Origin of the sequence: Rathayibacter sp. Leaf248, from assembly GCF_920939495.1 — a bacterium.
In the GTDB taxonomy this organism is placed as follows: domain Bacteria; phylum Actinomycetota; class Actinomycetes; order Actinomycetales; family Microbacteriaceae; genus Rathayibacter; species Rathayibacter caricis.
Genome location: NZ_CAKLAV010000001.1, coordinates 1,748,073 through 1,761,070, shown reverse-complemented (window position 1 = coordinate 1,761,070; position 12,998 = coordinate 1,748,073). Strand labels below are relative to the sequence as shown.

Below are 12,998 nucleotides of genomic sequence, written 5' to 3'. Positions count from 1 at the left end.
CAACGGACTCCCCCAACCTAGGGCTCCGGCGACTCCGACTGCAGGGGGATGCGGGAGGGGACGTCCAGGCAGGAGGAGTCGAATGGGGGCATGGCTCAGAAGACGGTCGCGGACCAGCTCATCGCCCAGCTCATCGATGCCGGGGTCTCCCGGATCTACGGCATCGTCGGGGACTCCCTCAATCCGATCGTCGACGCGGTGCGCAGAAGCGGCGGCTCGGCGAAGGGAGGGATCGACTGGATCCACGTGCGCAACGAGGAGGCCGCGGCCTTCGCGGCCGGCGCCGAGGCCCAGCTGACCGGGAGGCTGGCCGTCTGCGCGGGCAGCTGCGGTCCGGGCAACCTGCACCTGATCAACGGCCTCTACGACGCGCACCGCTCGGGCGCCCCCGTGCTGGCGATCGCCAGCCACATCCCCGGCAATGAGATCGGCTCCTCGTACTTCCAGGAGACGCATCCGGACCGCCTCTTCGTCGAGTGCTCGAACTACCGGGAGCTGGTGTCGACCGCCGCGCAGGCGCCGCGCGTGGTGAACGCCGCGATGCGCAGCGCGGTGGCCCTGGGCGGCGTGGCCGTCGTGACTCTGCCCGGCGACGTGGCCGAGTTCGAGGCCGTGGGGGAGTTCCCGGCGTTCGTCCTGCCCGCGCCGGCCGTGCTCGTGCCGGACGACGGCGACGTGCGAGCGCTCGCTGCCGCGATCGACTCGGCGAAGACCGTCGCGATCTTCGCGGGCGCCGGGGTGCGGAACGCGCACGACGAGGTCGTCGCCTTCGCCGAGCTCGTCGGAGCGCCCGTCGGGCACAGCCTCCGCGGCAAGGAGTGGATCCAGTACGACAACCCGTACGACGTCGGCATGACCGGCCTCCTGGGCTACGGAGCCGCCCACGCGGGCATCCACGACGCCGATCTGCTGATCCTGCTCGGCACCGACTTCCCCTACGAGCAGTTCCTGCCCGACGCGTCCGAGGTCGTCATCGCGCAGGTCGACACCGACGCGTCCAAGCTCGGCCGCCGCGTGAGCGTCGCGCATCCGGTGCACGGGGACGTCGGCGCGACCCTGCGCGCCCTCACTCCGCTCGTGCAGCGCAAGAGCCACCGCTTCCTCGAGAAGACGCTGAAGAAGCACGAGAAGCTCGTCACCGGGGTCGTCGGCAAGTACACCGAGGTCGAGAAGCGCCGCCCGATCCATCCCGAGCTCGTCGCCTCGACACTCGACGGACTGCTCTCGGAGGACGCGATCGTCACCGCCGACACCGGCATGGGCAACGTCTGGCAGGCGCGGTACATCACTCCCAACGGCCGCCGCCGCCTGATCGGCTCGTACCTGCACGGCTCGATGGCGAACGCCCTGCCGCAGGCGGTCGGCGCGCAGCTCTCGCACCCCGGACGGCAGGTCGTCTCGCTCAGCGGCGACGGCGGGCTCTCGATGCTGATGGGGGAGCTCGTGACGGTGGCCGCGTACCGGCTGCCGGTCACGATCGTGGTCTTCAACAACTCCACGCTCGGGCTGGTGAAGGTCGAGATGCTGGTCGACGGCTTCCCGGACTTCGCGGTCGACGTGCCGATGGTGGACTACGCGAAGGTGGCGGAGGCGGTCGGCATCCGCGGGATCCGCGTCGAGGATCCGAAGGACGTCGAGGGTGCGCTGCGCGAGGCGCTCGCCGAGGACGGCCCGGTCCTGGTCGACGTGGTGACGGATCCGCTCGCCCTGTCTCTGCCGCCGACCGTCACCGGCGCGCAGGTGAAGGGCTTCGCGCTGGCGATGTCGAAGATCGTGATGAACGGCGGGGCCGGCGAGGCGATCGCCCTCGCCCGCTCCAACGTGAAGCACGCGCTGCCGTGAGGGGGCTGGCGTCGGGGACCTGGTTCGTGCGCGGCTCGAGCCTGCCGCTGTGGCGGGGGAGGGAGGGGGTCGCGATCACCTACGCGCCGCTGCCGAGCGGTGAGGTCGCCGATGTCGTCAGCTGGCGCGGCCGACGCGCGACGCGGTACGTCGTCGGTCTGGACGCCCCCGATCCGCTCGACCCCGACGGCTTCCGCTGGCGCGGGGTCCAGCCGCTGACGCTGCTCGCGCGCAGCCGCTGGTCGTTCGTGGCGGCCGACGAGGAGGCGGGCTGGGCGCTCACCCGGTTCGCGCGCACGCCGTTCACGCCGGCGGGAGTCGACCTGTACGTGCGCAAGGCGCATCCCGCTCCCGGGGTGCTGGCGGCGGCGCTGCGGGCGTGCGCGGCGGATCCGCGGACGGCGGCGCTGCGGGCCCGGATGTTCGAGGTGGCGCCCTAGGCGCCCTCGCCCGCGAGCGACACCGAGTCGGCGTCCATCCGCTCGCCGCACGCGGCGCAGTGCAGCACCGGATCCAGGCGCGCGCCGCAGCGGTGCTGGTACGGCTGCCGCGCCGACGGCTCGCGGGCCCAGCGTTCGCCCCAGGAGGCGAGGGCGATCAGCACGGGTACGGCGTCGCGCCCCGCCTCGGTGAAGCGGTACTCGAAGCGGGGCGGCCGCTCGGAGTAGGCGACGCGCTCGATCACGCCGTGCTCCTCCAGGGTGCGCAGCCGCGCGGTCAGGACGTCGCGCGGAGCGCCGGTGAAGGCCCGGATGCGGTCGAAGCGGTGCTCGCCGAACGCGATCTCGCGCAGCACCAGCAGGCTCCAGCGCTCGCCGAGCACCTCGAGCCCGGCGGCGATGGGGCAGGCGCGGGGGGTGATGCCGACGGTGGTCACGGGGTCTCCGATCCGGCGCCGAGCGCCCGGGTCCTGTGAGTTGGGAATTCCAACCCACTACTCCGATGTTGCCCGATGCAGAGGTCGCGACCGCCGCGACCCGCAGAATCGGGAGATCCCACCATGACATCACTCCACGGAGCCGTCGTCCTCGTCACCGGAGCGAACGGCGGACTCGGCTCCGAGTTCGTCGCGCAGGCCCTCGCGCGCGGCGCGGCCAAGGTGTACGCCGCCGCCCGCCGCCCGAAGGAGTGGGGCGACGAGCGCATCGTGCCGCTCGTGCTCGACGTGAACGACGCGGAGTCGGTGGCCGCGGCCGTCGAGGCGGCGTCCGACGTGACGGTGCTGGTCAACAACGCGGGCGTCTCCGGAGCGAGCTACAGCCTGCTCGAGCTCTCGACCCAGGAACTGCGCGACGTGATGGAGACGAACTTCTTCGCCCCCGTGCTGCTCGCGAAGGCGTTCGCGCCGCGGCTGTCCGAGGCCTCGGGCGCGGCGATCATCGACGTCCACTCCGCCCTCAGCTGGTTCGCGGTGGCCGGCGGCTACAGCGCCTCGAAGGCGGCGCTGTGGTCGGCGACCAACTCGCTCCGCCTCGAGCTGGCGCCGCAGGGCGTGCACGTGCTCGGTCTGCACGTCGGCTACATCGACACCCCGATGGCGGCGGGCGCCGAGGGGCCGAAGGCCAGCCCGGTCGACGTGGTCGGTCAGACCTACGACGGACTCGAGTCGGGCGCCTTCGAGGTGCTGGCCGACGAGACCAGCCGCCAGGTGAAGTCGGGTCTGACCGCGCCGATCGAGGCGGTCTACCCCCAGCTCACGGGCGCCTGACGCCTGCAGAACGTCAGCCGGGAGCGGTCCTCGCGCACGATGGTGGCTGAGGACCGCTCCCGGCTGAGGTCGTGGTCGGCTACTCGCCGAGGGTGATCGCCTGGGCCTCCACCAGCTCCGGCTCCTCGCCGTGCGCATCGGCACGGGCCAGCGTCCGTCGGCCGAGCAGCACGATCAGCGCGGCCACGAGCACGGCGCCGGCGGCGGCGTACATCGGGAACGCCGGCGAGATCGCGGCGGCGAGGGCCGAGGCGGCGGGCGGCGCGATCGCTCCGCCCAGGAACCGCACACCCGAGTAGGCGGAGGAGGCGACCGAGCGGGGCAGGTCGGTCGCCTCCATCACGCACTCCGTGAGCACGGTGTTGACGACGCCCAGCAGCAGGCCGCCGACGATGATGCAGACGATCAGGCCCATGCGCGACGAGATCGCGAGGCCGCCGGCGACGAGGTCGAGCGCCAGGAGCACCAGCACCGAGCGCAGCACCACGGTGCGCGGCAGGCGCGCGGTGAGCAGCGGGGCGGCGAAGACCGACGTGATCGCGACGCCCAGGCCCCAGCCGAAGAACGTGAAGCCCAGTCCCATCTCGTCCAGGCCCAGCGGGTAGGGCGTGTACGCGAGCAGCACGAAGAAGCCGATGTTGTAGAAGAGCGCGGCGCCCGCGAGCGTGCGGATCGCGGGGACCCGCAGGGCCCTGAACGGCGCCGAGAGCGGAGTCGCGGCCGGCCGGGGACCGTCCTCGCGCAGCAGGGTCGCGATGGCGATGAAGCCGACGGCCATCAGCACGGCGGTGCCGAAGAACGGACCGCGCCACGAGACGCTGCCGAGCAGGCCGCCCAGCAGCGGGCCGATCGCGATGCCGACGCCCAGCGCGGCCTCGTAGAGCACGATCGCCGCGGAGCTGCCTCCGCTCGCCGCCCCGACGATGGTCGAGAGCGCGGTCGAGATGAAGAGCGCGTTGCCGAAGCCCCAGCCCGCGCGGAAGCCGATGACCCCCTCGACGCTGCCGGCCGTGCCCGCCAGAGCGGCGAACACGACGATCAGCACGAGCCCGATCATCAGCGTCTTCTTGGCGCCGATGCGGCTCGAGAGCCAGCTGGTGAAGAACATCACGACGCCGGTGATCACGAGGTAGCTGGTGAACAGCAGCGACGTCTCGGTCGGGGTCGCCTCGAGGCTCTCGGCGATGGCCGGGAGGATCGGATCGACCAGGCCGATGCCCATGAAGGCGATGACGGCCGCGAAGGCCACGGCCCAGACGGCGAGCGGCTGCCGGAGGATCGAGCCGCCGGCGGGGGAGTGGGCGGGAGTGGACACGGAGGGTCCTTTCGGGGAGGGGATCAGGAGATGCGCCGCACGCGCTCCTCGACGAGGGCGGCCGCGCGCTCGAGCACGCGCCGGTCGTCGTCGTCGAGGTCGTCGAACAGGGGCGCCAGGGCGGAGTCGAGGCGGAGGCGGTGCTCGCCGAGGGCGGTCAGGCCTGCGTCGGTGGCCTCGATGAGCCAGGCGCGGCCGTCGCTCTCGTCGTGCACCCGGCGGATCCAGCCGGCCTCGTCGAGCCGGGCGATCAGCCCGGTCATCGTGGGCTGCGTCACGCGCACGCGCTCGGCGAGCTCGCCGAGGCGCAGCGGGGCGGAGGTGCGCAGCTCGGCGAGCGTCGACCAGACGGCGCCGGACTGCGCGCCGAGCCCGGTGGCTCCGCTGGAGCGACCGGCGTACCGCGCGAGGGCGGTGGCGGCGGAGGCGAGGCGCACGGGGGCGGAGGGGGTGGGCACGGGGATAAACATAGCACGCCTATATAAAATGAGCGGGGTACAGATCGGAGGTCTCGGTACGCTCGTGCGGGGTTACTCGACCACCGAGGGGGGATCACCGCCCCGTCTGCTCGTCCGGTCGGAGCTGTCATGCCGTCTGCAACCGAGGTCCGAACGGCCTGCGGAGTCCGGGCGAGTCGTCCGCGCGGCTCCTGACCTCGATTGCGAACGGCTCGGCCCGCAGAACGAAGGCTGAGTACAGAGACCCGAGCGGGAATCACCGGATCGCATCGTGGAGCCTTGCTTCCGAGATCGCTCCGCCTCACCACCCTTTTCCCCCGTCCCTGTGGCAAAATGATCCGCAATCCCTCGCGAATGCCCGGGATCACCGACGGAACGAGTTGTCATGTCCCGAATCGAGCGCGACGTCGTCGTGATCGGAGCAGGCGCCACCGGGCTCACCGCAGCCCTGCGGCTCCACGAGGCGGGGCGCGATGTCGTCGTCCTCGAGGCCCGCGACCGCGTCGGCGGCCGCCTCGAGACCCGCGAGATCGACGGCCAGATGCTCGAGCTCGGCGGCCAGTGGGTCTCACCCGATCAGACCGCGCTGCTCGAGACGCTCGACGAGCTGGGCCTGTCCACCTACTCCCGCTACCGCGAGGGCGAGAGCGTCTACATCGGCTCCGACGGCCGCGCCCGCCGCTTCACCGGTGACATCTTCCCGGGCGGCGAGCGCACCGAGGCCGAGATCGGCCGCCTGATCGAGCTGCTCGACCGCCTCGTGGCCGAGACCGACCCGGCCGCGCCGTGGGCGCATCCGCTCGCCGCCGACTACGACCGCATCAGCTTCAGCGCGTGGCTCGAGCAGCAGACCGACGATCCGGAGGCGCGCGCCAACGTCGCCCTGTTCGTCGCCGACGCCATGCTCACCAAGCCCGCCCACTCGTTCTCGCTGCTGCAGGCGCTGCTCATGGCGGCCAGCGCGGGATCCTTCAGCCACCTCGTCGACGCCGACTTCATCCTCGACAAGCGTGTGCTCGGGGGCCTCCAGAGGGTGCCGGAGCTGCTCGCCGAGCGGCTCGGACACGAGCGCGTGCTGCTCGAGCAGGCCGTGCGCTCGGTGCACTGGGGTGAGGACGGCGTCGAGGTCCGCACCGACGACGTCGTGGTCGCGGCCCGGCACGCGATCGTGGCCGTCCCGCCGAACCTCGTCGGCCGCATCCGCTTCGACCCGCCCCTGCCGCACCTGCGCCAGCAGGCCCTCCAGCACCAGTCGCTCGGACTCGTGATCAAGGTGCACGCCACTTACGCGACCCCGTTCTGGCGCGCCGACGGACTCTCGGGAACGGCGTTCAGCCCGCACGCGCTCGTGCACGAGGCGTACGACAACTCCAACGCGGGGGAGGAGCGCGGCACCCTCGTCGGCTTCGTCTCGGACGAGAAGGCCGACCGCGTGCTCCGCCTGCCCGAGGTCGAGCGCAAGGCCGCGATCCTCGACTCCCTCGCCGCCTACTACGGGCCTGCGGCGCTGGATCCGGTCGTCTACTACGAGAGCGACTGGGCCGCGCAGGAGTGGACGCAGGGCGCCTACGCCGCCAGCTTCGACCTCGGCGGCCTGACCCGCTACGGCGCGCTCCAGCTCGAGCCCGTGGGGCCCCTCCGCTTCGGCACGAGCGACCTGGCCGCCGAGGGCTACCAGCACGTCGACGGCGCGATCCGCGTCGGTCGCCGCCTCGCGCAGGAGATCCTCGACGAGCACGCACTCACCACCGTTCCCCACCGCGAAGGAGCACTCCCCGCATGAGCACCCACTACGCCGTCATCGACCCGGCCTCCGGGCAGACCCTGAGCGAGTACCCGTCGATCACCGACGCCGAGCTGACCGGGGCGATCGGAGCCGCGCACGACGCGTACTCCACGTGGTCGCGCACCGTGCCGGTCGCGACCCGCGCCGCCCTGATCGCCCGCGTGGCCGACCTTCACGTCGAGCGCGCCGACGCGCTCGCCGAGATCATCGTGCGCGAGATGGGCAAGCCGCTAGACCAGGCGCAGGGCGAGGTCGGCTTCGCGGCTGACATCTACCGCTACTACGCCGACAACGGCGAGGCGTTCCTCGCGGACGAGCCCATCGAGCTCTCCGACGGCACCGGATCGGCGTTCGTCCGCCGCGCGGGCCTGGGCGTGCTTCTGGGCATCATGCCCTGGAACTTCCCCTACTACCAGGTGGCCCGCTTCGCCGGCCCGAACATCGTCGCCGGCAACACGATCCTGCTGAAGCACGCGCCGCAGTGCCCGGAGTCGGCCGCCGCGATCGCGGACATCTTCGCCACCGCCGCGGGTGAGCTGGGAGCGCCCGCCGGCGTCTACGTGAACCTCTACGCGAGCAACGACCAGGCCGCCGACGTCATCGCCGACCCGCGGGTGCAGGGCGTCTCGGTCACCGGCTCCGAGCGCGCGGGAGCCGCCGTCGCCGAGATCGCGGGCCGCAACCTCAAGAAGGTCGTGCTCGAGCTCGGCGGCTCCGACCCGTTCGTGCTGCTGTCGACCGACGACCTCGACAAGGCGGTCGAGGACGCGGTCGCCGCCCGCCTGGACAACAACGGCCAGTCCTGCAACGCCGCCAAGCGCTTCATCGTGATCGACGACCTCTACGAGGAGTTCGCCGCCAAGTTCACCGAGGCCTTCACCAAGGCCCAGCCCGCCGATCCGTTCGCCGAGGGGACCCTGCTCGGCCCGCTCTCCTCCTCCGCCGCCACCCAGCGGCTCGAGCAGCAGCTCGCCACGGCCCGCGAGCAGGGCGCGACCGTGCGCGCGAGCGGCGAGGTCACCGGCAACTTCTTCCCGCCCGCGGTCCTCGAGGACGTCACCCCCGGGATGAACGCCTACCGCGAGGAGTTCTTCGGACCGGTCGCTGCGCTCTACCGCGTCCACGACGAGGACGAGGCGATCGCGCTCGCGAACGACACCCCCTACGGCCTCGGCTCCTACCTCTACACGACCGACCCGGAGCAGGCCCTCCGTCTCGCCGACCGGATCGACGCCGGCATGGTCTGGATCAACCTGGTCCTCGGCGACGCCGCCGAGCTGCCGTTCGGCGGCGTCAAGCGCTCGGGCACCGGCCGCGAGATGGGCCGCAGCGCCCTCGAGGAGTTCGTCAACAAGAAGCTCATCCGCATCGCGTAGCGGTCTCGATACGCCCCTGCGGCGCTGCTCGACCAGCGGGACACCCTTGCTGATCGAGTAGCCCGCGCAGCGGGACTCCTGCTGATCGAGTAGCCCGCGCAGCGGGCGTATCGAGATCCGCCACCGTCAGTGGTGCGTCCGCCGTCCGCCGTCCGCTGTCGTGATGGTGGGTCTCGATACGCCCCTTCGGGGCTACTCGACCAGCGAGTAGGCGGGGTCTCTCCCCAGTAGATCCACCAGTCGGCTCGCCTGCATGCGCCTTCTGCTGATCGAGTAGCCCGCGCAGCGGGCGTATCGAGATCGGCCACCGTCAGTCGTGCGTCCGCCGTCCGCTGTCGTGATGGTGGGTCTCGATACGCCCCTTCTGGGCTACTCGACCAGCACGATCTCGCGGACGTCTCGGGATCCGTCGCGCCGTCGCCCCGCAGGCAACCCCGAGCGGGCGCTCGGCGCGCTCACTAGGGTCGAGAGGCGGCACTCGCCGCCGCCCACCCGGAAGGTCCGCCCGTCATGCGCGTGTTCGGCTGCCCCCACTGCGAGGCCCGTGTCGAGTTCGAGGACGCCGCGTGCCTGCGCTGCGGCACCGCTCTCGCCTACGCGCTCGAGACCGATGAGCTCGTCGAGGCCGCGGGCCGGCTGCTCTGCCGCTACCGCGACACGATCGGCTGCACCTGGCTGCAGGAGGAGCTGACCGGCGGCGCCTGCGCCTCCTGCGCCCTCACCGGCGAGCGGCCGGTCGTCTACGACGCCGCCGTGCTCAGCCAGCTGACGGTCGCCGAGTTCGCCAAGCGCCGCCTGATCCGTCAGCTCCGCCACCTCGACCTGCCCGTGCACCGCCGCGAGAACGGCGTCGGACTCTCCTTCTGGCTCCTGTCCTCGGCGCAGCTCGGCTCCGTGACCACCGGGCACGCCGACGGAGTCGTCACCGTCGACCTCTCGGAGGGCAACGACGCGCACCGCGAGGCCCTCAAGGCGCGCCTGGGGGAGCCGTACCGCACGGTCCTCGGCCACTTCCGCCACGAGATCGGCCACTACTACTGGCAGCAGCTCGTCGAGGGCACCGACCTGCTGCCGGCGTTCCGCGCGCTGTTCGGCGACGAGCGCGCCGACTACGCGGACGCACTCGACGCGCACTACGGCGGGGCGTCGGGAGCGGACTGGGCGAGCGATCACATCTCGCAGTACGCGACGACGCACCCGTGGGAGGACTTCGCCGAGACCTTCGCCCACTACCTGCACATCGCCGACGCGCTCGAGACCACCGAGGCGGTCGGCATGAGCATCGACGGCCCCCGCGGCCGACTGCCGGAGTCGCTCGCGCACAGCGTGCACTCGAGGGGCGCCGATCGGGTCGCCGGCCTCGAGATGCCCGAGATCCTGCACCGCTGGCACGGCTTCTCGCTCGCACTGAACAGCGTGAACCGCTCGATGGGGAAGGACGACCTCTACCCGTTCGTCATCACTCCGGTGATCGCCGAGAAACTCGCCTGGGTGCACGAGCTGGTGCGCCGGGCCGAGTAGCCCGGTCGCGGGCGGCGGTCCTGTCGGCACCGCCGCCCGCCCGCGCTCACTTCTTCGTCAGCGACGACTCCTTGTGCGCGGCCTTCGCGTCGGTCTTGTCGCTCTGCACGATCCAGTAGGGCTCGTCGTCCGAGGCGTTGAACTTCTGGCCCTCGAAGTGGAACTCCTTCGTCTTCTTCTCGACCAGCTCGCCGTGGGTCTCGCCCTGCGAGGTGTTCCAGCTGATCTTGTCGCCCTTCTTCACGAAGCGGCTCCCTTCTCCTCGTCGCGCCGGGGCGCGGTTTCACCACCGCGCGGCAGCACGATGGTGGTGGTGACGTCGACGATCGCGGGCTCGGCCGGCGCCGACGAGAATCCGAAGCGCACGGGCGGAGTGAGCGGCCGCAGGCCCCCCAGATCGCTCCCGTCGAGCGACGCGGTGACTCCCCGCACCCGCCGGATCGTCCGCACGCCGTAGTACTCGCGCCGCCCGCCGCCCGCGGAGCCGGCGGTGCGGACACCGCGGACCAGCAGGGACGCGACGGGGGAGATCGCGGTCAGCCAGACGGGGCTCTCGGCGACCGGTCGCGGCACGATCCGCAGCAGCCGGCCCAGCGGAGTGACTCCGCCCAGCTGCAGCGCGACCTCCAGGCCACCTGCAGTGACCGCCAGGCCGCCGGCGATCCGCCGGGTCGACACGGGCGCGACGACGATCTCGTCGAAGGTGTACGTCGCCGAGATCAGGTCCGCGACGTCGCGAGTCGGAGCGATGAGCATCCGGTGCCCGTCGGCCCGCTCGATCATCGCGTCCGAGAACGCGCCGAGCGGCGTGCGCTCCCACAGCCCCAGGACGAGGCGGGTGCCCGACGCCGTGCCGAACCCCGCGATGCGCCCGCGGAAGCGGAGGCGTCGCGAGGCCCGGCCGGCGGTGCTCATCAGGCCGAGCGGAGCAGCGTGAACGACGCGTCGCGGACGATCAGCGTCGTGACCTCGCCCGACACGACCTGGTCCGGGTCGCTCGAGCAGGCGAGCTCCCACTCGGCGCCGGGCGCCTCGGGGACCGTGAACTCGACTCCGTTCTCGGCCGCGTTCAGCAGCAGGGCGAAGGAGGCGCTGCCCTCGTGCGTGAACACGAACGTGATCGAGCGGGCGTCCGGGTTGTCCCAGTCCTCGTCGGCGAAGCCCTCGGCGTCCGAGCGGAGGATGTCGACGGTGTCGGGGCCGCCGTCGCCCGGGGCGCGACGGAACCACTTGGGCTTCAGCGCCGGCTCGGCGGCGCGCAATGCGATCAGCTCGCGGGTGAAGGCGAGCAGCTCGCGGTCGGCGTTCTCCCAGTCGAACCACGAGATCTCGTCGTCCTGGCAGTAGGCGTTGTTGTTGCCGCCCTGGGTGCGGGCGATCTCGTCGCCGCCCAGGATCATCGGCACGCCGGCCGAGAGCAGCAGGGTCGCCAGGAAGTTGCGGCGCATGCGGTCGCGGCGCTCGTTGACCGCCTGGTTCTCGGTCGGGCCCTCGGCGCCGTTGTTGGAGGAGCGGTTGTCGCTCTCGCCGTCGTTGTTGTCCTCGCCGTTGGCCGCGTTGTGCTTGCGCGAGTAAGCGGTGAGGTCGGCGAGGGTGAAGCCGTCGTGGGCGGTGACGAAGTTGACGCTCGAGAGCGGCGAGCGCTTGTCGGCCTCGTACACGTCCGGCGAGCCGAGGATCCGCTGCGCGGTCGTGCCGAGCACGGAGTCGGCGCCGTGCCAGAAGTCGCGCACGTCGTCGCGGAACTTCCCGTTCCACTCCGACCAGTCGGCGGGGAAGCCGCCGACCTGGTAGCCCGCGGTGTCCCACGGCTCGGCGATCATCTTGACGGGGGCGAGCACCGGGTCCTGCGCGATCAGGTCGAGGAACGCGCTGTGAACCTCGGCCTCGCCGGTCTGACGCGTCAGCGTCGTGGCGAGGTCGAAGCGGAAGCCGTCGATGTGCATCTCGGTCACCCAGTAGCGCAGCGAGTCCATGATGAGCCCGAGCGCGGCCGGGTGGCTCACGTTGAGGCTGTTGCCGGTGCCCGTGGTGTCGAAGTAGTTGGCGCGGTCCTCCTCCACCAGGCGGTAGTAGGAGCCGTTGTCGATGCCCTTGAACGAGAGCGTCGGGCCCTTGTCGTTGCCCTCGGCGGTGTGGTTGTAGACCACGTCGAGGATCACCTCGAGGCCGGCCTCGTGGAACGCCTTGACCATGGCCTTGAACTCGTCGACCTGCGAGCCGTCGTCGCCGGCGTGCGAGTACTCGTTGTGCGGGGCGAAGAAGCCGATGGAGTTGTAGCCCCAGTAGTTGCGCAGGCCCTTCTCCTCGAGGTGCGAGTCCTGCACGAACTGGTGCACGGGGAGCAGCTCGACCGAGGTGACGCCCAGGTCGGTGAAGTGCTTGATCGCGGCGGGGTGCGCGAGGCCGCGGTAGGTGCCGCGGACGTCCTCGGGCACGTCGGGGTGCAGTTGCGTGAACCCCTTCACGTGCACCTCGTACACGACCGTGTCCTCGAGCGGGATGCGCGGGGCGGTGTCGCCCGACCAGTCGAAGGAGGAGGGGTCCGTCACGACGCACTTGGGCACCGAGGCGGCCGAATCGGCGTCGTTGCGGCGGTCCGCGTCCTCGTAGTACTGGCCGAAGACGTCCTCGCTCCACGCGTAGGAGCCCTCGATCGCGGTGGCGTGCGGGTCGAGCAGCAGCTTGTGCGCGTTGTGGCGCAGGCCGTTCGCGGGGTCCCACGGGCCGTCGACCCGGAAGCCGTAGCGGGTGCCGACGCCCATGCCGGGGACGATGCCGTGGAAGACGTGTCCGGTGCGGTCGGTGAGGGCGACGCGGGTCTCGGCTCCGGACTCGTCGAAGAGGCAGACCTCGACGCGGTCCGCGGTCTCGGAGTACAGGGCGACGTTGGCGCCGTCGTCGCCGCGGAGGGAGACGCCGAGCGGGTACGGGAAAGAGCGGGTGGTTGCGGGCATGCGACCATCCTGACGGGGCCCGCCCGAGACCTCGG

12 protein-coding genes are annotated in these 12,998 nt (G+C 71.7%); 6 read left to right on the top strand and 6 right to left on the bottom strand.

Translation table 11 applies throughout. From position 1 onward, the window contains the following. The first annotated feature begins 90 nt into the window (after positions 1-90). Together LRG51_RS08645 and LRG51_RS08640 are read left to right on the top strand one after the other, a co-directional pair. Entirely contained in the window at positions 91-1,842 is a 1,752-nt protein-coding gene (locus LRG51_RS08645) for a pyruvate dehydrogenase (protein ID WP_230672200.1), read from the top strand. After that, on the top strand, positions 1,839-2,282 hold the full coding sequence (locus LRG51_RS08640; protein WP_230672198.1) for a hypothetical protein: 444 nt from the start codon (positions 1,839-1,841) through the stop codon (positions 2,280-2,282). Before LRG51_RS08645 ends, LRG51_RS08640 begins: the two co-directional genes overlap by 4 nt. Here LRG51_RS08640 and LRG51_RS08635 read toward each other — a convergent pair. Further along, the gene (locus tag LRG51_RS08635; protein WP_230672197.1) at positions 2,279-2,719 is read right to left on the bottom strand and encodes a winged helix-turn-helix transcriptional regulator; all 441 of its coding nucleotides are present in this window, start codon (positions 2,717-2,719) and stop codon (positions 2,279-2,281) included. The genes LRG51_RS08640 and LRG51_RS08635 overlap by 4 nt on opposite strands. 123 nt (positions 2,720-2,842) lie before the next feature. On the opposite strand from LRG51_RS08635, the gene LRG51_RS08630 reads away from it, so the two are divergent. Beyond that, positions 2,843-3,550, top strand: coding sequence for an SDR family oxidoreductase (locus tag LRG51_RS08630; protein ID WP_230672195.1), 708 nt, complete (start codon positions 2,843-2,845; stop codon positions 3,548-3,550). A 79-nt stretch (positions 3,551-3,629) separates the two neighbouring features. On the opposite strand, the gene LRG51_RS08625 is transcribed toward LRG51_RS08630, so the two are convergent. Continuing rightward, entirely contained in the window at positions 3,630-4,865 is a 1,236-nt protein-coding gene (locus tag LRG51_RS08625; protein WP_230672193.1) for an MFS transporter, read from the bottom strand. Positions 4,866-4,888: 23 nt separating this feature from the next. Continuing rightward, a complete protein-coding gene (locus tag LRG51_RS08620) occupies positions 4,889-5,323 on the bottom strand; it encodes a MarR family winged helix-turn-helix transcriptional regulator (RefSeq protein ID WP_170116346.1) in 435 nt (144 codons plus the stop codon). Between the two features lie 385 nt (positions 5,324-5,708). On the opposite strand from LRG51_RS08620, the gene LRG51_RS08610 reads away from it, so the two are divergent. From LRG51_RS08610 to LRG51_RS08600, 3 genes are all read left to right on the top strand, one after another. After that, a complete protein-coding gene (locus LRG51_RS08610; protein ID WP_230672191.1) occupies positions 5,709-7,106 on the top strand; it encodes a flavin monoamine oxidase family protein in 1,398 nt (465 codons plus the stop codon). Then, the gene (locus LRG51_RS08605) at positions 7,103-8,485 is read left to right on the top strand and encodes an NAD-dependent succinate-semialdehyde dehydrogenase (RefSeq protein ID WP_230672189.1); all 1,383 of its coding nucleotides are present in this window, start codon (positions 7,103-7,105) and stop codon (positions 8,483-8,485) included. The genes LRG51_RS08610 and LRG51_RS08605 overlap by 4 nt, the downstream gene beginning before the upstream one ends. A gap of 510 nt (positions 8,486-8,995) precedes the next feature. Beyond that, complete coding sequence (locus LRG51_RS08600) at positions 8,996-10,006, top strand: zinc-binding metallopeptidase family protein (RefSeq protein WP_107574408.1); 1,011 nt, start codon at positions 8,996-8,998, stop codon at positions 10,004-10,006. A gap of 46 nt (positions 10,007-10,052) precedes the next feature. On the opposite strand, the gene LRG51_RS08595 is transcribed toward LRG51_RS08600, so the two are convergent. The 3 genes from LRG51_RS08595 to glgX are packed head-to-tail and all read right to left on the bottom strand — an operon-like array spanning position 10,053 to position 12,963. Beyond that, the gene (locus tag LRG51_RS08595; protein ID WP_055786225.1) at positions 10,053-10,250 is read right to left on the bottom strand and encodes a DUF2945 domain-containing protein; all 198 of its coding nucleotides are present in this window, start codon (positions 10,248-10,250) and stop codon (positions 10,053-10,055) included. After that, positions 10,247-10,921, bottom strand: coding sequence for a hypothetical protein (locus LRG51_RS08590; protein ID WP_230672187.1), 675 nt, complete (start codon positions 10,919-10,921; stop codon positions 10,247-10,249). The genes LRG51_RS08595 and LRG51_RS08590 overlap by 4 nt, the downstream gene beginning before the upstream one ends. Then, positions 10,921-12,963 (bottom strand): glycogen debranching protein GlgX, encoded by a 2,043-nt coding sequence (glgX, locus tag LRG51_RS08585; RefSeq protein WP_230672185.1) that lies wholly within the window; start codon positions 12,961-12,963, stop codon positions 10,921-10,923. The genes LRG51_RS08590 and glgX overlap by 1 nt, the downstream gene beginning before the upstream one ends. Positions 12,964-12,998: the final 35 nt, after the last annotated feature.